This window comes from Mannheimia glucosida, from assembly GCF_046267875.1.
Lineage (GTDB): Bacteria > Pseudomonadota > Gammaproteobacteria > Enterobacterales > Pasteurellaceae > Mannheimia > Mannheimia glucosida.
Window position 1 is genome coordinate 283,282 of sequence record NZ_CP176502.1, and the last position, 24,484, is coordinate 307,765.

General features: G+C 44.0%; 20 protein-coding genes, 8 tRNA genes and 3 rRNA genes. 15 read left to right on the forward strand and 16 right to left on the reverse strand.

All coding sequences use genetic code 11. From position 1 onward, the window contains the following. Positions 1 to 208 precede the first annotated feature (208 nt). The 12 genes from ACJ7Z2_RS01440 (at position 209) to ACJ7Z2_RS01495 (ending at position 6,739) form a co-directional block, all read left to right on the forward strand. Positions 209 to 284 (forward strand) — tRNA-Lys (locus ACJ7Z2_RS01440). Positions 285 to 306: 22 nt separating this feature from the next. Further along, a tRNA-Lys gene (locus ACJ7Z2_RS01445) sits at positions 307 to 382 on the forward strand. 20 nt (positions 383 to 402) lie between these two features. Further along, positions 403 to 478: transfer RNA gene (locus tag ACJ7Z2_RS01450), tRNA-Lys, on the forward strand. Between the two features lie 93 nt (positions 479 to 571). Beyond that, positions 572 to 1,606 carry an endolytic transglycosylase MltG gene (mltG, locus tag ACJ7Z2_RS01455; protein ID WP_409500567.1) on the forward strand — a complete coding sequence of 345 codons (1,035 nt, stop codon included), beginning with the start codon at positions 572 to 574 and terminating at the stop codon, positions 1,604 to 1,606. Positions 1,607 to 1,616: 10 nt separating this feature from the next. Continuing rightward, positions 1,617 to 2,237, forward strand: a complete 621-nt coding sequence (gene tmk, locus ACJ7Z2_RS01460; RefSeq protein ID WP_409500568.1) for a dTMP kinase — start codon at positions 1,617 to 1,619, stop codon at positions 2,235 to 2,237. Continuing rightward, the gene (locus ACJ7Z2_RS01465; protein ID WP_409500569.1) at positions 2,237 to 3,214 is read left to right on the forward strand and encodes a DNA polymerase III subunit delta'; all 978 of its coding nucleotides are present in this window, start codon (positions 2,237 to 2,239) and stop codon (positions 3,212 to 3,214) included. The genes tmk and ACJ7Z2_RS01465 overlap by 1 nt, the downstream gene beginning before the upstream one ends. A 117-nt stretch (positions 3,215 to 3,331) precedes the next feature. Then, positions 3,332 to 3,568, forward strand: a complete 237-nt coding sequence (locus ACJ7Z2_RS01470; protein WP_126301270.1) for a type II toxin-antitoxin system ParD family antitoxin — start codon at positions 3,332 to 3,334, stop codon at positions 3,566 to 3,568. Next, positions 3,569 to 3,751 (forward strand): type II toxin-antitoxin system RelE/ParE family toxin, encoded by a 183-nt coding sequence (locus tag ACJ7Z2_RS01475; protein WP_409500570.1) that lies wholly within the window; start codon positions 3,569 to 3,571, stop codon positions 3,749 to 3,751. A 104-nt stretch (positions 3,752 to 3,855) separates the two neighbouring features. Further along, entirely contained in the window at positions 3,856 to 4,644 is a 789-nt protein-coding gene (locus ACJ7Z2_RS01480; protein ID WP_409500571.1) for a TatD family hydrolase, read from the forward strand. Between the two features lie 9 nt (positions 4,645 to 4,653). After that, the gene (locus ACJ7Z2_RS01485) at positions 4,654 to 5,175 is read left to right on the forward strand and encodes a DUF1523 family protein (RefSeq protein ID WP_409500572.1); all 522 of its coding nucleotides are present in this window, start codon (positions 4,654 to 4,656) and stop codon (positions 5,173 to 5,175) included. Positions 5,176 to 5,249: 74 nt separating this feature from the next. Then, entirely contained in the window at positions 5,250 to 5,951 is a 702-nt protein-coding gene (gene lpxH, locus ACJ7Z2_RS01490; RefSeq protein ID WP_154703511.1) for a UDP-2,3-diacylglucosamine diphosphatase, read from the forward strand. Then, on the forward strand, positions 5,948 to 6,739 hold the full coding sequence (locus ACJ7Z2_RS01495) for a glycosyltransferase family 2 protein (protein WP_154703512.1): 792 nt from the start codon (positions 5,948 to 5,950) through the stop codon (positions 6,737 to 6,739). The genes lpxH and ACJ7Z2_RS01495 overlap by 4 nt, the downstream gene beginning before the upstream one ends. Positions 6,740 to 6,961: 222 nt before the next feature. Here the strand turns inward: ACJ7Z2_RS01495 and rrf are convergent. From rrf to ACJ7Z2_RS01550, 11 genes are all read right to left on the reverse strand, one after another. Next, a 5S ribosomal RNA gene (rrf, locus tag ACJ7Z2_RS01500) occupies positions 6,962 to 7,077 on the reverse strand. 123 nt (positions 7,078 to 7,200) lie between these two features. Further along, positions 7,201 to 10,098: ribosomal RNA gene (locus ACJ7Z2_RS01505) — 23S ribosomal RNA — on the reverse strand. A 324-nt stretch (positions 10,099 to 10,422) separates the two neighbouring features. Further along, positions 10,423 to 10,498 (reverse strand) — tRNA-Ala (locus tag ACJ7Z2_RS01510). Between the two features lie 56 nt (positions 10,499 to 10,554). Then, positions 10,555 to 10,631, reverse strand: a tRNA-Ile gene (locus tag ACJ7Z2_RS01515). A 75-nt stretch (positions 10,632 to 10,706) separates the two neighbouring features. Continuing rightward, a 16S ribosomal RNA gene (locus ACJ7Z2_RS01520) occupies positions 10,707 to 12,246 on the reverse strand. The 16S, 23S and 5S rRNA genes sit together here with 5 tRNA genes alongside, the layout of an rRNA operon. 201 nt (positions 12,247 to 12,447) lie before the next feature. After that, positions 12,448 to 12,524 (reverse strand) — tRNA-Pro (locus tag ACJ7Z2_RS01525). Between the two features lie 24 nt (positions 12,525 to 12,548). Then, a tRNA-His gene (locus tag ACJ7Z2_RS01530) sits at positions 12,549 to 12,624 on the reverse strand. Between the two features lie 29 nt (positions 12,625 to 12,653). After that, positions 12,654 to 12,730 (reverse strand) — tRNA-Arg (locus ACJ7Z2_RS01535). A 158-nt stretch (positions 12,731 to 12,888) separates the two neighbouring features. Next, a complete protein-coding gene (gene wecG / locus ACJ7Z2_RS01540; RefSeq protein WP_409500573.1) occupies positions 12,889 to 13,611 on the reverse strand; it encodes a lipopolysaccharide N-acetylmannosaminouronosyltransferase in 723 nt (240 codons plus the stop codon). Further along, on the reverse strand, positions 13,601 to 14,869 hold the full coding sequence (locus ACJ7Z2_RS01545) for a WzyE family oligosaccharide polymerase (protein ID WP_409500574.1): 1,269 nt from the start codon (positions 14,867 to 14,869) through the stop codon (positions 13,601 to 13,603). Before ACJ7Z2_RS01545 ends, wecG begins: the two co-directional genes overlap by 11 nt. After that, a complete protein-coding gene (locus tag ACJ7Z2_RS01550) occupies positions 14,862 to 15,932 on the reverse strand; it encodes a TDP-N-acetylfucosamine:lipid II N-acetylfucosaminyltransferase (protein ID WP_409501094.1) in 1,071 nt (356 codons plus the stop codon). Before ACJ7Z2_RS01550 ends, ACJ7Z2_RS01545 begins: the two co-directional genes overlap by 8 nt. Positions 15,933 to 16,118: 186 nt before the next feature. Between ACJ7Z2_RS01550 and glnA the strand changes: the two genes are divergently transcribed. After that, positions 16,119 to 17,540 carry a type I glutamate--ammonia ligase gene (gene glnA, locus ACJ7Z2_RS01555; protein WP_409500575.1) on the forward strand — a complete coding sequence of 474 codons (1,422 nt, stop codon included), beginning with the start codon at positions 16,119 to 16,121 and terminating at the stop codon, positions 17,538 to 17,540. A 43-nt stretch (positions 17,541 to 17,583) separates the two neighbouring features. Here the strand turns inward: glnA and rffA are convergent, their stop codons facing one another. Genes rffA through wecA form a run of 5 tightly spaced genes read right to left on the reverse strand, consistent with a single transcriptional unit; the run spans position 17,584 to position 22,531 of the window. Then, positions 17,584 to 18,729, reverse strand: a complete 1,146-nt coding sequence (gene rffA / locus ACJ7Z2_RS01560; protein WP_409501095.1) for a dTDP-4-amino-4,6-dideoxygalactose transaminase — start codon at positions 18,727 to 18,729, stop codon at positions 17,584 to 17,586. Next, positions 18,716 to 19,360: a dTDP-4-amino-4,6-dideoxy-D-galactose acyltransferase gene (rffC, locus tag ACJ7Z2_RS01565; protein WP_409501096.1), complete on the reverse strand. Its 645-nt coding sequence runs from the start codon at positions 19,358 to 19,360 to the stop codon at positions 18,716 to 18,718. The genes rffA and rffC overlap by 14 nt, the downstream gene beginning before the upstream one ends. Next, positions 19,357 to 20,604 (reverse strand): UDP-N-acetyl-D-mannosamine dehydrogenase, encoded by a 1,248-nt coding sequence (gene wecC / locus ACJ7Z2_RS01570; RefSeq protein WP_409500576.1) that lies wholly within the window; start codon positions 20,602 to 20,604, stop codon positions 19,357 to 19,359. The genes rffC and wecC overlap by 4 nt, the downstream gene beginning before the upstream one ends. 45 nt (positions 20,605 to 20,649) lie before the next feature. Beyond that, on the reverse strand, positions 20,650 to 21,456 hold the full coding sequence (locus tag ACJ7Z2_RS01575; RefSeq protein ID WP_409500577.1) for an LPS chain length-determining protein: 807 nt from the start codon (positions 21,454 to 21,456) through the stop codon (positions 20,650 to 20,652). 10 nt (positions 21,457 to 21,466) lie between these two features. Beyond that, positions 21,467 to 22,531: a UDP-N-acetylglucosamine--undecaprenyl-phosphate N-acetylglucosaminephosphotransferase gene (gene wecA / locus ACJ7Z2_RS01580; protein ID WP_126301282.1), complete on the reverse strand. Its 1,065-nt coding sequence runs from the start codon at positions 22,529 to 22,531 to the stop codon at positions 21,467 to 21,469. Positions 22,532 to 22,672: 141 nt separating this feature from the next. Here wecA and hemL point away from each other — a divergent pair, with 141 nt between their 5' ends. Beyond that, positions 22,673 to 23,953: a glutamate-1-semialdehyde 2,1-aminomutase gene (gene hemL, locus ACJ7Z2_RS01585; RefSeq protein ID WP_409500578.1), complete on the forward strand. Its 1,281-nt coding sequence runs from the start codon at positions 22,673 to 22,675 to the stop codon at positions 23,951 to 23,953. Positions 23,954 to 24,204: 251 nt separating this feature from the next. Further along, positions 24,205 to 24,483: a type II toxin-antitoxin system RelE/ParE family toxin gene (locus ACJ7Z2_RS01590; protein ID WP_409500579.1), complete on the forward strand. Its 279-nt coding sequence runs from the start codon at positions 24,205 to 24,207 to the stop codon at positions 24,481 to 24,483. Position 24,484: the final 1 nt, after the last annotated feature.

A 24,484-nucleotide genomic window follows, 5' to 3' on the forward strand; every position in this document is an offset into this window, starting at 1 on the left:
CCTTCTATAATAGGTTAAATAAACGGCGTGATTATAGCTTATTTTCAGAAAAAGATAAAAGCCCGTTTCTCTTTTCATTTTCCGCCAACAAATCCGGCTAATTTTTTGCTAAATTGCTTACAAACCGCACACTCAACCATTTTTCGATAAAAAAAACTTGCCAAAGTTTTAAAAATCCGTAAGATATGCCCTCGTTACGCAAGATTATGGGTCATTAGCTCAGTCGGTAGAGCAGCGGACTTTTAATCCGTTGGTCGAAGGTTCGAATCCTTCATGACCCACCATTAATCTTCAAAACACCTCTAAGGGTCATTAGCTCAGTCGGTAGAGCAGCGGACTTTTAATCCGTTGGTCGAAGGTTCGAATCCTTCATGACCCACCATTAATTTCAAAACTCCCCTGGGGTCATTAGCTCAGTCGGTAGAGCAGCGGACTTTTAATCCGTTGGTCGAAGGTTCGAATCCTTCATGACCCACCATTTACTCAAATCTCATTTGCAAATTTTTCTGAAAAAACAACCGCTTTATAGTAGAATTCAGTCAATTTTTATCACTTTTATTTTATTCATCCAATGCTAAAAAAAATCCTTATTGCGTTAGGTTTAGCCGGCGTTATTGCTTGCGGTGGGCTGTTTTACGGCTACCAAAAACTCACCTCTTTAGCCGAACACCCAATCACGGTTCAGCCGAATCAACTTTTCGTATTGGAAAAAGGCGTTTCCAGCCAAAAATTAGCTGCTCTGTTAGAAGAGCAAGGCATTGTCACCCACGATGATGCCGATCTTATCCCTTATTTAATGCGATTATACCCTGAGTTAAGCAAATTCAAGGCAGGTGCTTATTCACTCGCAGGCTTAACGACAGTAAAAGATTTGCTCGCTCATTTAAGCTCAGGCAAAGAAGTACAACTTAATGTGCAATTTATTGAGGGCAAAACCTTTAAAATTTGGCGGGAACAACTAGCGAAAGCCGATTATTTACAGCATACCCTACAGGGTAAATCGGAGAAAGAAATCGCTGACTTACTCGGCATTCCACACGAAAAAATCGAAGGTTGGATAGCCCCGGATACTTACAACTACACGCCCAATTCCACCGATTTAGCCTTGCTTAAACGGGCTTATCAAAAGCAGAAAACGGCGTTGGAACAGGCTTGGCAAAATAGAGCGGAAAATCTACCGCTTGCAACACCATACGAAATGCTGATTCTTGCCTCGATTGTGGAAAAAGAGACCGGCATTGCGACCGAACGCCCACAAGTGGCATCGGTCTTTATTAACCGTTTACGCAACAATATGCGACTGCAAACCGACCCAACCGTCATTTACGGAATGGGCGATCGTTATAACGGCAATATCCGCCGCAAAGATTTAGAAGAGGTAACGCCATACAATACTTACCAGATTGACGGCTTACCTCCAACGCCGATTGCAATGCCGAGCGAAGCCTCAATTAAAGCGGTTGCCAACCCGGATAATACACCCTACCTCTATTTTGTGGCAGACGGTACTGGCGGTCATAAATTCAGCAAAACACTGAATGAGCATAATAAAGCGGTGGCAGAATGGATTCAAATTGAACGTAAACGCAAAAATGAACAAAAATAGTGAGAACAATATGCGTGGAAAATTTATTGTAATTGAAGGCTTAGAGGGCGCAGGCAAAACCACTGCTCACCAAGTGATTCTCAAAGAGCTGGAACAAGCCGGTATTACTGACGTAGTAATGACCCGAGAACCCGGCGGCACCCCCCTTGCCGAAAAACTCCGCCATTTAATTAAACACGAAACCGAAGAACCTGTGAGCGACAAAGCAGAGCTGCTAATGCTCTACGCTGCCCGTGTTCAATTAGTCGAAAATGTGATCAAACCTGCCCTTGCCGAAGGCAAATGGGTGCTAGGCGACCGCCACGATATGTCTTCGCAAGCCTATCAAGGCGGTGGACGAAAATTGGATCGCCACTTGCTCGAAACCTTAAAAGAATCGGTGCTTGGCACATTCGAGCCTGATTTAACGATTTATCTGGATCTCGATCCGGTGATTGGTTTAGAACGAGCCAGAGGCAGAGGCGAATTAGATCGCATCGAACAGCAAAGCCTTGACTTCTTCTACCGCACACGAGAGCGTTATTTAGAATTAACCCAACACAACGATAAAGCCGTGATCATCAACGCCGAACAACCCATCGAACAGGTGACTGCGGATATTCAACAAGCAATTAGAAACTGGCTGAAATAATGTATCCTTGGCTTGAAAGTACTTATCAACAACTTACCGATTCATTTTTACAAGGGCGAGGTCATCATGCCTTGCTGTTCAAAACAGATGTCGGTCTTGGCACAGACACCTTAATCTACAAGGTGGCTGAATGGTTGCTTTGTAGCCAAAAAATCCGCCATCAACCTTGTCTTGAATGCAAAAGTTGCCTACTGATGCAGAGCAACAACCACCCCGATTTCCACATTCTCGAGCCGATCGAGGGCAAAGATATTGGTATCGACCAAGTGCGTGAGCTGATTTATAAACTCCAGAATTTCGCCCAACAAGGGGGAAATACTGTCGTTTATATTCGAGGAGTTGATCGCTTAACCGAAGCAAGCAGTAATGCCCTGCTCAAAACATTGGAAGAGCCTCGTGAAAACGTCTATTTCTTGCTTGAGGCACCACTTCAAGCAACGGTTTTAGCCACTATTCAAAGTCGCAGCCAAACTTGGGTACTTTACGCCCCACAAGCCTCAGAAGTAATGGCTTGGCTACAAACACAATTTCCGGCAATCTCAACCGACGACTTAGAGATTGCACTCCGCCTTTGCCACTCACGCCCACTAATTTGCAAAAATTTTATCGAAAATGACCGCTTGCAACAGCGAAAAACCTTTTTGCAAACCTTCTGGCGTTTCTACAAAAGCCACGATGTATTCTTGTTATTCCAAGCCTTCGCCCAAGAAAAAGAGCTGATTTTACAGCAACTCGAATGGCTGGAAAGTTTCTTTAGCGATGCCCTAAAAGCCAAAATGGCAATCAGCTACGGTTGGCTAAACCCGGATCTCCAAAACGGCATTATCCCTTTTAGCCAACAACTCACCACCCACGGCTTACTCAAAGGACATCAAATTCTCCAACAAACCCAGCGGGATTTAACCGAAATCAACGCCGTCAACCCGGAATTGATGTTGCTAGATTGCCTGACAAAGTTAGTTTTGGTGTTTGAGTAAAAGCCCTCCCTCATAGAATGGCCGTAAAAAGAGGCTTCTAGCCCTGTAATATAGTTTATAACTTGCAAAATTATTTATCTTTGTTATTGTATGAATAATTCACACAAGGAGAATATTATGGCAAGAACAACCAGCGTGACTTTAGGCGAACCTCTAAATGATTTTGTGAATGAAATGGTGGCAAGTGGGCGTTATGGCTCTACCAGTGAAGTAGTGAGAACGGCTTTACGAATGCTCGAGGAAAAAGAACAATATTTGGCTCAGTTACGATATGCGATTCAAGAAGGTATTGATAGCGGAGAATGCGATGATACTTTTGATGAAATTGTCGCTCAGGCAAGGGAGCATTTATAAATGTATAAATTCTCAGCCAAAGCCAAAAAAGATTTATTATCCATTACTCAATATACTACCGAGCAATTTGGGCTGAAGCAATCAAATGAATATTTACGATCCTTAAAAGAAACTTTAGATAAAATATCAATATTTCCTCGAATGGGGCGGCTCAGAAATGATGATAGGCATAAATATTTTTAGCTTCGTCTGTAAGTCGCATACTATTTATTATCAGCAAAAACAAAATTACCTTTTTATTATCCGTATTTTAAATAACCGCATGGATCATCAAAAATATCTCTAAAATGAAAGACTTATTTATCATAGACTCACATTGTCATCTGGACTCACTAGACTACGAAACTCGCCACAAAAACGTGGACGAAGTGATTGAAAATGCCAAAGCCCGAGGGGTGCATCATTTTATCTCGGTTTGTACCACAGTCGGGCGTTTTGAGGCAATGAAAAACTTAACCGCTCATCGTAATGATGTCTCGCTTTCTTGTGGCATTCACCCGCTGAATGTGGAAGATGAACCTTTCGATTACAACAAATTATTTCAGTTCGCCCAAGATCCGAAAGTGGTTGCGATTGGAGAAACCGGTTTGGATTATCACTACACACCGGAAACCAAAGCGTTGCAACAATCGCTTTTCGTTCAGCAAATTGAAATTGCAAACAAACTCAATAAGCCACTCATTATCCACTCTCGCTCGGCACGCCAAGATACGATGGATATGTTGGAACAACATAATGCCGAAAAATGCGGTGGGGTGTTGCATTGCTTTACCGAAGATTGGGTAATGGCAAAAAGGGCTTTAGATATCGGCTTTTATATCTCAATTTCAGGCATTATTACTTTCCGCAATGCAGAAGAACTCCGAGAGGTGGTGCGAAAAGTGCCGTTAGATCGCTTATTGGTAGAAACCGATTCGCCTTATCTTGCTCCAATTCCTTATCGTGGCAAGCCGAATCAGCCGGCGTATGTGCGAGAAACTTGTGAATATGTGGCGACATTAAAAGGCGTTTCAACTGAAGAATTAGCTCGCATTACAACCGAAAATGTGCAACACTTATTCAACATTCAATTATAAGGAAAACCTATGAGAACAATGCTTAAATTTTTCTTAATTTTAGTCTCGCTTGCCTTTTTTATTGTTTTGGGCGGAGCGGTCAATTATGCAATGCCGAGCTATGAAGACACTGTCGTCACCGGTATGGAAGTTCGCCGAATGGATAAAGACGGCGTGATCAGCAAATCTAACCCTGCTGATGGCGAGGTGCGTGATGTTTATTTCCTATTCACCGAAGAGCCGGGCACTAAAAAAGTAATGGTTTATCGCAATGAAGATACCGGTTGGGGCTTCCCACCTTATTTCAAATTCGGCTCTGCCGACATTCAAGCCAAAGCTCAAGCCTACGCTAACGAAAAACAACGCGTGCAAATTAAATATTACGGCTGGAGAATCAACTGGTTAAACGAATTTAGAAATATTGTTTCTATCAAGCCATTAGAAGAAGCAGAAACGGTCAGCAAGCCTATTATCAGCTATGTACTTTATGCTGTACTAGCATTCTTATTCTTCCTCTCAGTGCAATTTATTCGTGGCATTTTTAAAGATTAATCCCGATTACCCTTTGACAAACGGTTCGATTTTGTAAAAAATTGAACCGTTTTCTTTTTTATCAACAATATCAAATGACGTACTATTTTATTGCCGATCTCCACTTAAATGAAAATCAGCCTGAAATTACCCACCTCTTTTTGCAATTTATGCAAGAAAAAGCACTACTTGCAGAAGCGGTTTATATCTTAGGTGATCTGTTTGATTTCTGGATTGGCGATGATGAGCAGTCTGAACTCATTTCAACCGTTAAACAGGCAATCAAAACCCTCACTACAAGCGGTACAAAATGCTATTTTATTTGCGGAAATCGTGATTTTTTAATTGGCAAACGATTCAGCGAACAAACGGGTATGGTTATTTTGCCTGATTATCACGTTATAGATTTATTCGGCACATCTACCTTGCTTTGCCACGGCGATACGCTTTGTACTGATGATGTGAAATATCAACAATTTCGGCGAAAAGTACACCAAAAATGGCGACAGGCTTTCTTTCTTTGCTTACCACTATCGTGGCGGATTCGTATTGCTCAAAAAATTAGGGCAAAAAGCAAACAAGAAAAAGGCGAGAAACCGGCAGAAATTATGGATGTAAACCCTGAATTTACTGCCAATATTGTCGAACAATTTAAGGTCTCAAGGCTGATCCACGGGCATACACATCGACAAGCTATTCACATGGAAGAAAAATTTACCCGTATTGTGTTAGGCGATTGGAAGAGCGATTATGCTTCTATTTTAAAAGTGACTGAGCAAGAAGCTAAATTTATATGATTGATGTGATTATTCCTTGCTATAACGCCGAAGAAACTCTGGTTCGAGCGGTGCAAAGCGTGCTAAACCAACCGGAACTAGACACATTGTGGATTGTAGATGATGGCTCAACTGATAATACCTTTTTGCTGGCTAAACAACTCCAATCGCAAGTACCGGATAAAATCAGAGTAGAACAAATGCCACAAAATGGTGGTGTGGCAAAAGCTCGTAATTGGGGAGCAATGCAAAGTGAAGCGGTATTGATTGCCTTCTTAGATGCCGATGATGCCTACGAAAACAGAGCGTTACAAGTTGCAGCAAAGATCTTTGAATTCAAACCAGAAACCTGTTTGGTTCGGTTAGCTTTAAAACCGGTAAACTTAGAGCAACGCTACAGTTCTCACCCTAATTTTGAGTTAGCTTGGCAATATATGCAAATGACTGGTGCAGGCAACACTGTATTTCGGCGTAGTTTCTTCCTCGCTTGTGGCGGCTTTCCACAACATCAGCTCTTCCAAGAATTAGGTGGAGAAGATGGTGCTTTAGGCATAGCCACTACACAAATTAGCTCTGTAGCTACTGCATTTAATGATGTCGGTGTTTTACATTACTGCCGAGAGGGTATGCACGCAGAAAGATTATTAAATGCGATTTTATTCAACGAAAAAGATCCCAATGTTACTGAAGAAAAAGTTAAACAAGCCAACCTAATTACCGAAAATATTGTTAATAATATTAGAAATCTACAAGACTGTCTTAATAGTGAAGGGATTGGTATTAAGCCTTATACGCTTGAATGGAGCTAAAAAAGCATTTGCAGATTTTCCCTAAAAAACAACCGCTTGTATTCTTGAGCCTTCTTTCCTCTCCGATAACAAGCGGTCATTTTCCGTGCGTTTTTTACCTTTACCACCACAACAAAAAACCGCCTGTATCTCTACAGGCGGCTCTTCTTTTTATTTACTTCTTCTTTGCGCTTCGCTTTTGATTAAGTTTTCGCTTTCACTCAATCTCGCTTAAAATTAAAACCCCGACGATGCTCTACTCTCACATGGCGAATCACCACACTACCATCGACGTCACTGCGTTTTACTTCTGAGTTCGGTATGGGGTCAGGTAGGACCACAGCACTCTTGTCGTCGGGAAAATTCTTTTCTATCTTCAGTTTCAGTTAATTATGCCATTAACTTCACTTTGATTCATTTCTTCTCTATTTTCGTTCTTTCTTCTCAATACAAAAACAAGCCTAAAAACATTTGAGCGTTGTATAGTTAAGCCTCTCGGGCAATTAGTACTGGTTAGCTCAATGTCTCACAACACTTACACACCCAGCCTATCTACGTCGTAGTCTCCAACAACCCTTACACACTTATTGTGTGGGAGAACTCATCTCGAGGCAAGTTTCGTGCTTAGATGCTTTCAGCACTTATCTCTTCCGCATGTAGCTACCCAGCAATGCCTCTGGCGAGACAACTGGAACACCAGTGATGCGTCCACTCCGGTCCTCTCGTACTAGGAGCAGCCCCTCTCAATTCTCCAACGCCCACGGCAGATAGGGACCGAACTGTCTCACGACGTTCTAAACCCAGCTCGCGTACCACTTTAAATGGCGAACAGCCATACCCTTGGGACCTACTTCAGCCCCAGGATGTGATGAGCCGACATCGAGGTGCCAAACACCGCCGTCGATATGAACTCTTGGGCGGTATCAGCCTGTTATCCCCGGAGTACCTTTTATCCGTTGAGCGATGGCCCTTCCATTCAGAACCACCGGATCACTATGACCTGCTTTCGCACCTGCTCGACTTGTCTGTCTCGCAGTTAAGCTTGCTTATACCATTGCACTAACCTCACGATGTCCGACCGTGATTAGCAAACCTTCGTGCTCCTCCGTTACTCTTTGGGAGGAGACCGCCCCAGTCAAACTACCCACCAGACACTGTCCGAGACCACGTTTCGTAATCTTCGTTAGAACATCAAACGTTAAAGGGTGGTATTTCAAGGACGCCTCCACAATCACTGGCGTGACTGCTTCTAAGGCTCCCACCTATCCTACACATCAAAATTCAATGTTCAGTGTCAAGCTATAGTAAAGGTTCACGGGGTCTTTCCGTCTAGCCGCGGGTACACCGCATCTTCACGGCGATTTCAATTTCACTGAGTCTCGGGTGGAGACAGCCTGGCCATCATTATGCCATTCGTGCAGGTCGGAACTTACCCGACAAGGAATTTCGCTACCTTAGGACCGTTATAGTTACGGCCGCCGTTTACTGGGGCTTCGATCAGGAGCTTCTCTTTCGATAACACCATCAATTAACCTTCCAGCACCGGGCAGGCATCACACCCTATACGTCCACTTTCGTGTTTGCAGAGTGCTGTGTTTTTAATAAACAGTTGCAGCCAGCTGGTATCTTCGACCGGTTCAACCTTCACCCGCGAGGGGTTACAATCTACGCCGGCGCACCTTCTCCCGAAGTTACGGTGCTATTTTGCCTAGTTCCTTCACCCGAGTTCTCTCAAGCGCCTGAGTATTCTCTACCTGACCACCTGTGTCGGTTTATAGTACGGTTTATAATAACCTGAAGCTTAGTGGCTTTTCCTGGAAGCGTGGTATCAGTTACTTCATCTCCGTAGAGACTCGTCATCACTTCTCGGTGTTAAGGAAGACCGGATTTGCCTAATCTTCCCACCTACCGGCTTAAACAGACATCCAACAGTCTGCTAACCTAACCTTCTCCGTCCCCACATCGCAGTTATTACAAGTACGGGAATATTAACCCGTTTCCCATCGACTACGCTTTTCAGCCTCGCCTTAGGGGCCGACTCACCCTGCCCCGATTAACGTTGGACAGGAACCCTTGGTCTTCCGGCGAACGAGTTTTTCACTCGTTTTATCGTTACTTATGTCAGCATTCGCACTCGTGATACGTCCAGCAGACTTCTCAATCCACCTTCTTCCGCTTACACGACGCTCCCCTACCCAACAGACTTTCGTCTGATGCCGCAGCTTCGGTGCTATATTTGAGCCCCGTTACATCTTCCGCGCAGGCCGACTCGACTAGTGAGCTATTACGCTTTCTTTAAATGGTGGCTGCTTCTAAGCCAACATCCTAGCTGTCTAAGCCTTCCCACTTCGTTTCCCACTTAATATAGACTTTGGGACCTTAGCTGGCGGTCTGGGTTGTTTCCCTCTCCACGATGGACGTTAGCACCCACCGTGTGTCTCCTGAGTATCACTCTTCGGTATTCGCAGTTTGCATCGGGTTGGTAATCCGGGATGGACCCCTAGCCGAAACAGTGCTCTACCCCCGAAGGTGTCCGCTCAAGGCTCTACCTAAATAGATTTCGGGGAGAACCAGCTATCTCCCGGTTTGATTGGCCTTTCACCCCCAGCCACAAGTCATCCGCTAATTTTTCAACATTAGTCGGTTCGGTCCTCCAGTTAGTGTTACCCAACCTTCAACCTGCCCATGGCTAGATCACCGGGTTTCGGGTCTATACCTTGCAACTAGACGCCCAGTTAAGACTCGGTTTCCCTTCGGCTCCCTTATTCAGTTAACCTTGCTACAAAATATAAGTCGCTGACCCATTATACAAAAGGTACGCAGTCACAGAATAAATCTGCTCCCACTGCTTGTACGCACAAGGTTTCAGGTTCTATTTCACTCCCCTCACCGGGGTTCTTTTCGCCTTTCCTTCACAGTACTGGTTCACTATCGGTCAATCAGGAGTATTTAGCCTTGGAGGATGGTCCCCCCATCTTCAAACAGGATATCACGTGTCCCGCCCTACTTGTTGTTAGCCTAGTATCACAATAAGGTTTTAAGGTACGGGATTATCACCCTCTACGATTGTCCTTCCCAGAACATTCCCCTAACTTCACTGCTATCACTAACTGGCTCTTTCGCGTTCGCTCGCCGCTACTAACGAAATCTCGGTTGATTTCTTTTCCTCGGGGTACTTAGATGTTTCAGTTCTCCCGGTTTGCCTCACACAGCTATGTATTCACTGGGTGATAGTAGGTTCTTCACCTACTGGGTTTCCCCATTCGGACATCTTGGATTAAACGCCTCTTATCGACTCATCCAAGCTTTTCGCAGATTAGCACGTCCTTCATCGCCTCTGATTGCCAAGGCATCCACCTTGTGCGCTTAGTCACTTAACTATACAACCTCAAATGTTTTCTAACACTTCTAAAAAATTAAAAGTAAAAAGTAAAAAACTATGAAGTCAGTTTACAACTAAACACTTGACTGCTTTTGTTCAGTCAAGATTTTTTACTACTCAGACTTTCAATTTATTCGTTATCACTTATGTATAATTACTTATGCGTAACGAACTTGAAATATCTCTCAGTTTTTCAGCTTGTTTCTATATTGTTAAAGAACAAAGATTATGGCTTTCGCCTATCATCATACCTAAAATTGCAAAACATTCGGCATTTTTAACCGCTTGTAATCTTAGGTATGATGACTAAAGTCATGATGATTGGTGGAGATAAGCGGGATCGAACCGCTGACCTCCTGCGTGCAAGGCAGGCGCTCTCCCAGCTGAGCTATATCCCCATTTCATCTTCCGTTTTCTTCACTCATAGTCGCTTCGCTTTCGCTTGCCTTCTGAGTGGTGGGTCTGAGTGGACTTGAACCACCGACCTCACCCTTATCAGGGGTGCGCTCTAACCACCTGAGCTACAGACCCAACGGATGACCTTCGGTTTTGTCTTCTTTTATCAAACAATCTGTGTGAACACTTGCTGTCGTTCTTGATTATCGGTAAGGAGGTGATCCAACCGCAGGTTCCCCTACGGTTACCTTGTTACGACTTCACCCCAGTCATGAATCATACCGTGGTAAACGCCCCCCTTTCGGTTAAGCTATCTACTTCTGGTACAACCCACTCCCATGGTGTGACGGGCGGTGTGTACAAGGCCCGGGAACGTATTCACCGCAACATTCTGATTTGCGATTACTAGCGATTCCGACTTCATGGAGTCGAGTTGCAGACTCCAATCCGGACTTAGACGTACTTTCTGAGATTCGCTCCCCATCGCTGGCTCGCCGCCCTCTGTATACGCCATTGTAGCACGTGTGTAGCCCTACTCGTAAGGGCCATGATGACTTGACGTCATCCCCACCTTCCTCCGGTTTATCACCGGCAGTCTCCTTTGAGTTCCCGACCGTATCGCTGGCAACAAAGGATAAGGGTTGCGCTCGTTGCGGGACTTAACCCAACATTTCACAACACGAGCTGACGACAGCCATGCAGCACCTGTCTCATGGTTCCCGAAGGCACTCTCATATCTCTACAAGATTCCATGGATGTCAAGAGTAGGTAAGGTTCTTCGCGTTGCATCGAATTAAACCACATGCTCCACCGCTTGTGCGGGCCCCCGTCAATTCATTTGAGTTTTAACCTTGCGGCCGTACTCCCCAGGCGGTCGATTTATCACGTTAGCTACGGGCACCAAGCTTAAAGCCCAATCCCCAAATCGACAGCGTTTACGGCGTGGACTACCAGGGTATCTAATCCTGTTTGCTCCCCACGCTTTCGCACATGAGCGTCAGTACATTCCCAAGGGGCTGCCTTCGCCTTCGGTATTCCTCCACATCTCTACGCATTTCACCGCTACACGTGGAATTCTACCCCTCCCTAAAGTACTCTAGTTGTCCAGTCTGAAATGCAATTCCCAGGTTAAGCCCGGGGCTTTCACACCTCACTTAAACAACCGCCTGCGTGCCCTTTACGCCCAGTTATTCCGATTAACGCTCGCACCCCCCGTATTACCGCGGCTGCTGGCACGGAGTTAGCCGGTGCTTCTTCTGTGATTAACGTCAATCGACTGTTCTATTAAAACAATCGCCTTCCTCGTCACCGAAAGAACTTTACAACCCGAAGGCCTTCTTCATTCACGCGGCATGGCTGCATCAGGGTTCCCCCCATTGTGCAATATTCCCCACTGCTGCCTCCCGTAGGAGTCTGGACCGTGTCTCAGTTCCAGTGTGGCTGGTCATCCTCTCAGACCAGCTAGAGATCGCGGGCTTGGTGAGCCTTTACCTCACCAACTACCTAATCCCACTTGGGCTCATCTTATGGCAGGTGGCCAAATGGTCCCACCCTTTAGTCCTAAGACATTACGCGGTATTAGCTACCGTTTCCAGTAGTTATCCCCCTCCATAAGCCAGATTCCCAAGCATTACTCACCCGTCCGCCACTCGTCAGCAAAGAAGCAAGCTTCTTCCTGCTACCGTTCGACTTGCATGTGTTAAGCCTGCCGCCAGCGTTCAATCTGAGCCATGATCAAACTCTTCAATTCAAAAAGTTTAATCGCTCAATACTGCTGACATAAAATCGCACTTTCAAATTTAAACCTAATTAAAATCAGGTTAAAAGAAAGTAATGAATTTCTAGTTAGCACCTACTAAGACTTCAAAATTAAAAAAATATTTTCAATCAAGTCAATCAACAAGTGCCCACACAGATTGTCTGATAAATTGTTAAAGAACAAAAAATAAATTGGTCGGCGAGATAGGATTTGAACCTACGACCCACTGGTCCCAAACCAGTTGCGCTACCAAGCTGCGCTACTCGCCGTCTGATACTCACAAGAGTATTGAATGGGGTGGCTAATGGGATTCGAACCCACGACAACTGGAATCACAATCCAGGGCTCTACCAACTGAGCTATAGCCACCATTGTGTTGATAGTGCCGCATTGACATCTGGCGCGCTCGACAAGATTCGAACTTGCGACCTTTGGCTCCGGAGGCCAACGCTCTATCCAACTGAGCTACGAACGCTTCGATTTACATCAATTCAACTTAATGCGTCGCAACGGAGGCGTATATTATAGATTTCATTTTCCCTTGTCTAGCACTTTTTAAAAAAAATGTAAAAAAATGTATTGTTTGGTCTTATTTTATTCAAAACGTTTAATAAATGTCAAAAAATGCGTTTTTTAGAGCTGATTTGTCAGATAGTAATAGGCATATTTTAGTAAATTTAATTGCCTTTGCCAGCGGGTTGGCTGTTTCAATAGTCGATAAAGCCATTCCAACCCCAAATTTTGCCACATTTTAGGAGCTCGTTTCACTTTACCGGCAAACACATCGTAAGTTCCCCCAACTCCCATATATAACGCTTGTGGATATTGTTGTTGTAACTGTTGGATAAAAAGTTCCTGTTTTGGAGTTCCCATTGCCACACTAATAAACTTCGCGCCACTTGCTTTAATTTGCTGTATAACGTCCTGTTCTTGCTCCGCCTTAAAATAGCCATTCTGCCTACCGACAATATTCACCTTCCATTGTGCCAATTTTGCTTCCACCTTCGTTAGGGTATCCGCAGAGCTTCCAACCAAAAACACCGGCACATTTAACGCTCCGGCTCTTTGCATTAAGGTTTCCCATAAATCGGCTCCGGCAATTCGTTCAATGTTGCAGTTCGGATATTTTTTTCGAATCGATTGAACAACACTGATGCCGTCTGCATAGTTGAACTCGGCTTCATCTATCACCCGGCGTAACAACGGATTTTTTTCCGACAGAATCACTTTCTCAGCATTAATTGCCACTAATCTTCCGAAATGAATCCGGTTTTCATTCATCAGCCAATTTGCAAAAATTTCCCGATTTTTGACCGCTTGTAACGCAATGCCCCGAATAATAACCCTATCGAACATTATTTTTCCCCATTGAAACGATTTTCGCCAGCAAATAGCAAGCCACAAATATCAGCGTGAAAAAACAAAAACGGGAAACAAAAGCATCGATGCCCTCTCGTACTAATACGATCAAATTGAATAAATTGCCGAAGCAGTAGGCTTGCAGCAAGGCGGAATTGCACGCTTTGGCGTAAGCGAATAGGTTATCTAGGGCTTTAATCATCACTGCTACTACGCCCATTCCCAACGCCATAGCACTAAATCCGCCCACAATATAGAAAGAGCCAAGCAAAGTAGGTGAAATTGCCAACCCTGATTGATTGCCTAAAATCACTTTGGTGAAATAATTTGCCGTGTTCCAGACGATCTCAGGGCGTTCTTGCCATAAAGATTGTGGAATATACACATAAAAATCCCGCACAATCGGCATTAAACCTTGATATTCCACCTCATTAGAAAATAGACGGGCTAAATTTTCCCAAGGCGAAAAAGTATCTCGGCTTAAATATAAGAAGGTGTAAATCATCTCGCTACCGGAAAGGGTAAGTTTGTAACGGGCTAATGCAAGGAAAAACATCGCCACCACGCCGATTAGGCTTACGCCAATCACTTTTGATAATGAGAGATAGCCTTGCTGTAGCCCAATCAATAAGAAAAAGCCGACCGCCAGTGCCAAATTTGCCCGTGTGCCACCTACCGCCACATAGCTTAATATGCCGAATGCCCCACCAACAATTAGTAACGACCACCACGCTGTTTTATTCTTATATAGGAAGCAAAAAATTAACAACGCCGGCAATAAAAAGTAGAAAAATCGTTTTAATGCCGAAAGTATGACCCTATCTTTGGCAAACAGTTGGCTATATTTTTCGAGTTTGAAAAGCAGGAATCCGTTTAAATAAAGGAAATATAGCAGAGCAACAACTGCCACACCGGCAAGAATACAAGCGGTCGTTTTTGCCTGAAAATTTGCAACAAGAGCAGTTGGTTGCGACAAAGCACTCCAAAGGCGTGAATAGACAGCATAATAAATCAAATAGCCAACACCTGCGGTTACAAAAACCTGCCATTGTGTTTTCAACTCCGGCAGCGGGTAATCAAAGCCAAATGCCATCGCTAACGAAAACGGAAAACCGGCGTAAAAAGTAACAAAATAGAGCAAGCTAAACAGTAAATGGAAAGAAAGTCCCGATTTCTGATAAAGCCGACAGAGTAAGGTGAAAAATAGCCCGACAGAAACAAGATAAAATCCGCCGAGTGGTATTAAATTATTCATTCTGCATTAATTCGATTAATCGCTGTTGCCATAGTTTAGTGTAGCCCGGAGCAAAAAACGCAATGCGGTTTTTATCGATGCTCTTCAGTTGTTGTTTGGTTGTTTGAATGTATGCAAGAGTCAAGTTTTCCGCCAACAAATAAGGTACTTTTTCTGCCTGTAGATCCAACCCAAACGGATTGGCTGAATGTAACACACAAGGCACATTATGGCGAATCAACAGGCTGATCGTGCCAATGCCTTGCTGGCGTTTAAAATTGAAATAGCCGAGATCACAATGGCTCAATAACGTAACATACTCTTCAAAGCTCAGCTTCTGCCGCAAAATTTGCAAATTTTCCGTCAAAAATAACCGCTTGCCATAGGTTTCCACCTGCCGAATATAGTTTTCATTATTTTCCGGATAGCCCATTGGCATAATAATCTGCACATCGTTCCCAAGCCGTTGATGAATCTCGCTTAAGGCTTGAATATGATCGTTAGCCGGATCGCCTGAATTGCCGAGCAATATCGTCAAGCGATCATTTTGTGTGGGGCTAATTTTTATTTGATCACCTAATTTCGTGGGGAAATAGATTAAATGATCCTGTTCTGATCTTGCCCGCACATTTCGCCACAAATGATCCAGATCGCCCCTCGTTGCCCAAACCTGTAAGATTTTTTGTTGGGCAATACGCCTAAGCGGATAAAACAGCTTGAATTTCCACGAAGTTGCCATTTCATATAAATCTGCCCCCCAAATATGCCAAATCAGGTTGGTGGTCGGCAATCTGCCTAAGGCTATCGCCAGCCAAATCCAAGGGTTAAACTGCCCGTGCAACAGAAAACAAGCGGTCGGATTTTGCCGTTTTTTTGCAATTAAGGCGTTCGCAATCGCTTTTTGTGAAGAGAACTGCTCAATTCGCAAATGAGGAAAAGCAGTTTGCAGTGAAAGCTTGCCTACCACATAGAAAAAATGTTCGGAGTCCGGCAGTAAAGGCAACAGCTCTTGCTGAAAAAAGGTTAAAACCCGTTGGTTATGATGCTCAATCTCGGAGCCTAGAATATGATAAATCGGCAACATTACACGCTTTTCTCCCCCCACCATACAAACAATATGCAAGCGGTAGGATTTTAGCAAAAATTTGCAACATTACTGCAACTTCTTTTAGCTTTGAAACACTAAAAAACATCACACGCTTGATTAAAAAATGCTATGATAACCGAGCTTTTTTATTATTCATTTATCCCAACGAGGACTTATTTTACTATGTCAAACGCAATCGCTAATGTATCTAAACTGATTCAAGACAATGATATTAAATTTGTCTTATTAAAATTTACTGATATTAAAGGTAAAGAACACGGGGTTTCGCTCCCTGTCAGCTTAGTTGCCAACGATTTGGAAGACTTATTCGAGGAAGGCAAAATGTTCGACGGTTCGTCCGTAGAAGGTTGGAAGGCAATTAACAAAGCAGATATGTTGTTAATGCCGATTGCTGAAACCGCTGTAGTTGACCCTTTCGCCCGTATTCCTACCCTTTCTATTCGTTGTTCCATTTACGATCCAAACACAATGCAGTCTTATGACCGCGACCCTCGCTCTATTGCAATCCGTGCCGAAAACTACTTGAAATCCACCGGTATTGCCGATAGTGTCATGTTTGGGCCGGAGCCTGAATTTTTCTTGTTCGATGATGTACGTTTTAGCACCGAAATGAACAATGTGTCATATCGCATTGACGATGTAGAAGCGGCTTGGAATACCAACCGTAAATTTGAAGAAGGCAACAACGCCTATCGTCCGTTGAAAAAAGGCGGCTACTGTGCGGTTGCACCGATTGATACCGCCCACGACATTCGTTCTGAAATGTGTTTATTAATGGAAGAGATGGGCTTGGTGATTGAAGCTCACCACCACGAAGTAGCTACCGCAGGGCAAAATGAGATCGCAACCCGATTCAACAGCCTGACCTTAAAAGCCGATGAAACGCAAATCTACAAATACATCGTGCAAAATGTTGCTGTAGAACACGGCAAAACTGCCTGCTTTATGCCAAAACCATTCGCTGGCGATAACGGCTCGGGAATGCACTGTAATATGTCATTAAGCAAAGACGGCAAAAATGTGTTTATGGGCGATAAATACGCCGGCTTGTCGGAAACCGCCCTCTATTATATCGGCGGCATCATTAAACACGCGAAAGCATTAAATGCCTTTACCAACCCAACAACGAACTCTTATAAACGTTTAGTGCCGGGTTTTGAAGCACCGGTGTTATTGGCTTACTCTGCAAGTAACCGTTCTGCTTCTATCCGTATTCCGGCTGTGACCAGCCCGAAAGCGACCCGTGTAGAAGCACGTTTCCCGGATCCAATGGCAAACCCATATCTTTGCTTTGCCGCCCTGTTAATGGCTGGCTTAGACGGCGTGATCAACAAAATCCACCCGGGCGATGCAATGGATAAAAACTTATACGACTTACCGCCGGAAGAGTTAAAGGATATCCCAACGGTTGCTTCTTCTTTAGAATCCGCCCTTGATGCATTAAGCAATGATTTTGAGTTCTTAACACAAGGTGGCGTGTTCACGAAAGACTTTATTGATGCTTATATCGGTATTCGCCGCAAAGAGGTTGAACGTGTGAATATGACCCCACATCCGGTAGAATTTGAACTTTACTATTCATAGTAACAACATATAGCAAAAAACGGCTGAAACACTCAGCCGTTTTTTATTGATTAAAGAAAGCAAGCACCGCTTGAATGACCCGCTCTTGATCCTGCTTAGTCAAATTATAAAACAGAGGCAATCTTACCAACCTTTCGCTCTCTAAGGTAGTAAAGCGATCATCGCCTGCTAATCGCCCCAATTTCTGCCCTGCCGGACTGATGTGCAACGGCACATAATGAAACACGGTTAAGATATTCTGTGCCTTCATAAAATCAATAAAAGCGGTTCTCTGCTTCAAGTCACTTAGCTTTAAGTAGAACAAATGCCCGTTATGGCGACAATATTCGCCAATGCGAGGAAGCTCGCACTTAGCTGTTTGGGCAAGTGGCAAAAAGGCTTGGTAGTAATTATGCCAAAGGGTTAAACGCTGTTGGTTGATTTTCCCTGCTTCTATAAGCTGAGCATACAAATAAGCCGCTTGAATTTCCGACATTAAAAAACTTGAACCAATATCCTGCCAGCGATATTTATCTACCTCACCCCGAAAAAATTGGCTACGGTTAGTGCCTTTCTCTCTGATGATTTCCGCTCTTTTGAGCAAATTCGGCTCATTAATCACGATCGCCCCACCTTCACCGCCTGCGGTATAGTTTTTGGTTTCGTGAAAACTATAGCAACCAATATGCCCGATTGAGCCTAATGCCTTGCCCTTATAAAACGAATTGACTGCCTGTGCCGCATCTTCCACCACATAAAGCCCATATTTTTCGGCGGTTGCCATTATTGAATCCATTTCACAGGCAATTCCGGCATAATGCACCGGCACAATCACTTTAGTTTTTGGGGTAATAGCTTGCTCAATTTTGCGTTCATCAATATTCATCGTATCCGGTCGAATATCCACAAACACTATGTTTGCCCCACGCAACGCAAACGCATTTGCAGTAGAGACAAAAGTATAGCTTGGCATAATCACTTCATCGTTCGGCTGAATATCCAGCAGTATTGCCGCCATCTCTAACGCAGCCGTGCAAGAAGGGGTAAGCAACACTTTGCTATGGGTCAGGTTTTCAAGCCATTGCTCACATAAAAGGGTAAATTTACCTCCTCCCGAAAGCTGCCCTGTTGCCATCGCCTGTTCTATATAGGCTTGCTCCGCCCCCACAATCGGGGGTTGGTTAAACGGAATAAAATCAGGATTGTTCATCATCGTATTTTTCCAAAGCAGGGTAAAACCAATAATACACCGCCTTAATGCTTGCCCCAAATGCTTGATAAAAACGAATCGCTTTCTGGTTACTCAGCTGAGTGGTAATCATCAGTTTTTTCGCATTTTGCTGTTTCGCCCACGCTATTGCAGCATTTAACAATTCCGTACCGATACCTTGTTGTTGGCAATCAGGCTTTACCGCTAACAAACCGATTTTCGCTTGCTGTTGGGCAAGTAAGCGAACCGTTACCGCTCCTTGAATTTGCCCGTCAGCATTGCATTTAACCAAGCCAATATCATCAAACTCGCCTTTTACCGCATTTTCAATCCAAGTTCGATAAAAGCGTTGATTCTCTTCCCTTGAAAAATAGGGTGGACGAAACCGGCTGTCGGGAAATGCCGAGCCAAACAATAAGCTCAAGTCGGGCAAATCTGCCATATCTGCCGGGCGACAAGCGGTCATATTTTCAGAAAATGTTGCAAGTGTCAGCTCAAATTCCAATTCGCCCTCCACAAGTACAAAACCTTGTTTTTGTAGCTGGTCGATTTGCGTAAAATCATCGGCTGCTACTTTTACTTGCACAATCTCTCTACCGAAAAAATCGGACAGCCATTTATCCGGCTTCATCTTATCCACACTCCTCGACAATCAATAATATGCCGTTGCCTTATCTGTTCCCTTGAAATTTGTTTAAACGAAGTGTGATCCACCAACAAGACTAAAATGTCTGCCTGCGAAAGAGCGGTATTGAGATCGACCAAAGTGATGTTTTCGCCAGCCAGCTGTTGAATATTTGGCTCAACCGCCAACAGGCTACCCTGATGCCAACTGGAAAGTTGCCGGGTAATCGCTAACGCCGGGCTTTCCCGTAAATCATCAATATTCGGCTTGAAAGCTAACCCTAAACAAGCGATGGTTAGCTCACTTGGCTTACAATTTTGCTCCATTGCACAGTCTGCGACCGCTGTTTTCACTTGCTCGATTACCCATTGCGGTTTGCTGTCATTCACTTCTCGTGCCGTGCGAATAAGGCGAGACTGTTGGGGCGATGTGGAGACAATAAACCACGGGTCAACCGCCAAACAATGTCCGCCTACCCCGGCTCCGGGCTGGAGAATATTTACTCTCGGGTGAAGATTTGCCAATTCAATTAGCTCCCACACATTGATCTTCAACGAATCACAAATCATTGAAATTTCATTGGCAAAGGCAATGTTCACATCACGAAAGCTGTTTTCCACCAACTTGCACATCTCCGCTGTGCGGGCTGTGGTGGTGACACAACGTCCTTTTGCAAAAATTTGGTATAAATCGACCGCTTGTTGGCTGCATTGTTCGCTTAATCCACCGATAATGCGGTCATTTTCAACCAATTCCGTCATTATATTTCCCGGCAAAACACGCTCAGGGCAGTAGGCAATAGACACATCGGCTGGAAAGGCTAAATCAGGGCGAGCTTGGCTTAGCCATTCGGCTAATTTTTCTGTTGTACCAACAGGCGAAGTGGACTCCAGCACCACCAAATTTCCTTTACGCAAACAAGGGGCAATCATAGCGGCGGCATTTTGAATATAAGTGAGATCGGGCTGCTTACCGCAAAGTGGGGTTGGCACGGCAATGATAAAAACATCGGCAGGTTGCGGTTTGGCACTTGCAAAAAAATTGCCTTTTTTGACCGCTTGTGTGAAAGCAGTTTGTAAATCCGGCTCAATAATATGAATTGTGCCTTGATTGAGGCTTTCCACCACTTGCGGCTTAATATCCACCCCAATTACTTGCTTGCCGGCATTGGCAAAAGCAACTGCGGTCGGCAATCCGATATAGCCTAAACCCAAAATACAAATAGTGTTAAATTCAGTTTTACTCATCATCAGTTACAAAGAGAAATGGCACACTAAATTGTGTGCCATTTTAGATTAAAGTTCCGCAGGCTGAGCTTTCGCTTTCACCGCAAAGCTAAGCATAAAGCCCAGCAGTAAGCCACTTAATGCCCCAATCATTAGCCAAAACAAACGGTCTGGCGATTCTGACTTTAACGGAACAGAGGGCGATTTAACCAAGCGATAAGCTGTGAGCTGGTTGTCTAACGGCTGAACAGAACGCATCATTTGCAGTTTAGCTGCCCAATCTTGCGAGCCTTGCTTGCCGTTAATATTCAACTCCGAGGCAGTTTTAATTTGCTGGAACAAGACTTTCCATTTCGCAATTAAATCGGCGTTTAATTTATCTCGGGCTTGGGTGTTTACCAGCGGAATAAAATCGGCTAATAATTTTTGAGCCTCTTCCGCATTTTCTGCAATTAAGCTGACATTATCTGCCGAAGTTGCCATATCTTTTTCAAAACGGAATTGTTCAACCAATTCAGCCGCCACCACCGCCGGTGATTTCTTTTCAACCTGAGCTTTTAATTTCATCGCTTCTGTTTGTAGCAAATAGGCTTGGAGCAAATCCGCGGACGTGAGGTTGCGTTTAAATTCCGCATAAACCTGCTCACTTGCCTGTTGCTGTGCCGTTTGGCTATTCGCCTCTTGGTTATTACTATTCAAAAAATGGTAGGTGGAAAGTAACGAGTAGTAATTGCCTAAATCGGGAATAGTTGGTTGCTCAAACTGAGCGGTCACTTTCCATTTTTCAGGCTGAGTATAACTTAAACCATAACCGGCACCTGCCCCGATAGCAGTAAATAAAATTAGCACTAAAAGTCGATAAAATAAGGTTTTCACAACATATCCTTTAAAGTTGTTTGCTACGTTTTGCACGGCGTTTTAAACGGCGGATAAAACGGGTTACACGCCAAGCGTGGGTAATGGAATAGGCATATAGGAAAAACAGCCCGATAAACATCAGCATCATCACCCACTGATTCCAATAATACACCTCGCCTAATACCCCAATGGCGGCACAAAATCCCGCCCAGAGGGTAATCACCAATAATGCTTGGCGAGAGGTAAGCCCTGCTCGCATCATTAAATGATGTAAGTGCAAGCGGTCTGGTTTGAACGGACTTTTACCTTTTTTCAAGCGGCGGATAATCACCGCAACCATATCAATTAACGGCACGGCAATCAGCCACAAACCGGTAATCGGACTAATTGGCGAGCCTTGACCTTGGGTGCTTAACAGTAAAATCCAAATAATGGTAAAGCCAATTAACATACTCCCTGAGTCGCCCATAAACACTTTCCATTTCGCCCCAAACAGGCTCAAATTAAACATTGCATACGGCAACAACACAAAGATAAGGGCAAAGCACCAGTAGCCCAAACTTGGTTCGCCATTAATGAACATTAAAGTACCAAGACCAGCAAAACTGACGCTGGAAAGCCCTGCCAATAGGCCGTCAATCCCATCAACCATATTAAACGCATTAATGACACCAATGGTGATAAACACGGTAAAGAAAATACCGAGCCAACCTAACTCAATACTAAAAGGCGCAATAATTTGCCCTAAACTGCTAAGTGACAAACCGCTCGCCACCATAGCTCCGGCAAGTGCCGCTTGAATTCCGGCACGCAGTAACGGGCTAATGTCAAACCTATCGTCTAACACACCGATGATCAGCAAAATAGTTACCGCTGTCAGATAAAGCTCGGGCAGTCGCATATCTTGCCACTGCATAAAATAGAAGGTGAGATTGCCGATAAATAATGCAATACCACCGATTAAAGGAATCAACCCCTGATGGCGTTTACGGAAGTTCGGTTTATCAACCAAGCCAACAAATTCCGCCACCGGACGCATCACAATCAGGGCTAAAAAAGAAACAATAAATACGGTTAAAAAAGTAAGCCACATACAGGGGTTGCCTCAAAAAATGAGTCATAAAATAGAAATGAAGAATAGCATAAGGCAACAAAATCGTAAATTTTTTTAGCGAAAACAAGGGCTTTTCAGTACAATAACAGGCAAATTTTACATCAAAAGAAAGGAATTGATATGTCTATTTCAGAACAACTGTTTGAACAAGCCCAAAAAGTGATTCCGGGCGGTGTGAACTCCCCTGTGCGTGCATTTAAAGGCGTGGGCGGCATACCTGTTTTTATTGAAAAAGCCGAAGGAGCTTATATTACCGACAGCGATGGCAAACAATATATCGACTATGTCGGCTCTTGGGGCCCGATGGTGCTAGGGCATAACCACCCGGCAATTATTGATGCGGTGCTAAAAGCCGTGCCAAAAGGCTTAAGTTTCGGTGCCCCAACGGCGGCAGAAATCACGCTTGCCGAATTAGTGTGCAAATTAGTACCTTCTATTGAAATGGTGAGAATGGTGAGCAGCGGCACAGAGGCAACAATGTCTGCCATTCGTTTGGCTCGTGGCTATACCAACCGAGATAAAATCATCAAATTTGAGGGCTGCTACCACGGGCATTCCGATTCTCTACTGGTAAAAGCCGGTTCAGGTGCTTTAACCCTTGGTCAGCCAAGCGGTCCGGGCGTACCCGCTGATTTCGCCAAGCATACGCTCACTTGCACTTATAATGATTTAGATTCAGTAAAAGCGGCATTTGAGCAATACCCAAATGAGATCGCTTGTTTAATTGTTGAGCCTGTTGCCGGCAATATGAACTGTATTCCGCCACAAAAAGGCTTTTTACAAGGCTTGCGTGAGCTTTGCACACAATATGGTGCGGTATTTATTATTGATGAAGTGATGACCGGCTTCCGTGTCGCACTCGGTGGGGCACAATCTTACTACGGCGTAACACCGGATTTAACCACGCTCGGCAAAATTATCGGCGGCGGAATGCCGGTGGGCGCATTTGGCGGTAAAAAAGAGATTATGGAATACATTGCCCCAACCGGTCCTGTTTACCAAGCAGGCACACTCTCAGGTAACCCAATTGCAATGGCAGCCGGTTTAGCTTGCTTAACTGAATTATCAAAAGCGGGTAATGAAAGCATTTTAGCGGAAAAAACCAAAACCCTCGCTGAAGGCTTTAAAGCTCTTGCAGATAAGCACAATGTACCGCTTACGGTACAATATGTCGGCGGAATGTTCGGCTTATTCTTCACCGAACAAAAAGCAGTAAACAACTTCCAAGAAGTCATGAAATGCGATGCCGCCAAATTCAACCGATTCTTCCACCTAATGTTAGAACAAGGCGTGTATTTAGCCCCATCTGCATTTGAGGCTGGGTTTATGTCTTTAGCTCATAGTGATGAAGATATTGCTCGCACGTTGGAAGCGACCGATAAGGCATTTGCTCAGCTTTAGAAGAATGACAAGCGGTTGGGTTTACTCAATAATTTGCAAGTTTTTGAGGGAATTTGACCGCTTGTGTAGTTATCAGATGGCACAAGCATGGACGTTTTGCTATCTAGAGTAAACCTAGGTTTACCTTTATTTTTGCGATTTACTTCGAAAATATCAATATTATCACTCGCCATTTTCCTTCATCTAATTTAATAATAATCACATATCAACTTGTATTTTGTAGTGTATGACACTACAATTTAGGAGATGTAATGATTATTTCATTTAAACATAAAGGTCTTAAGCAATTTTATCTAACAGGCAATACATCAGGGATTGTGGTTGCTCATAGTGCAAAACTCAAGCGAATTTTAGCTAGATTAGATAGTGCCAAAACACCACAAGATATGAATATTCCCGGCTGGAATTTGCACCCACTTTCAGGGGAGTTAAAAGATCATTGGTCTGTAAAAGTAAATGGCAACTGGCGAGTTACTTTTAAAATAACAAATTATCACGCCGAAATTGTTGATTATCAAGACTACCATTAGG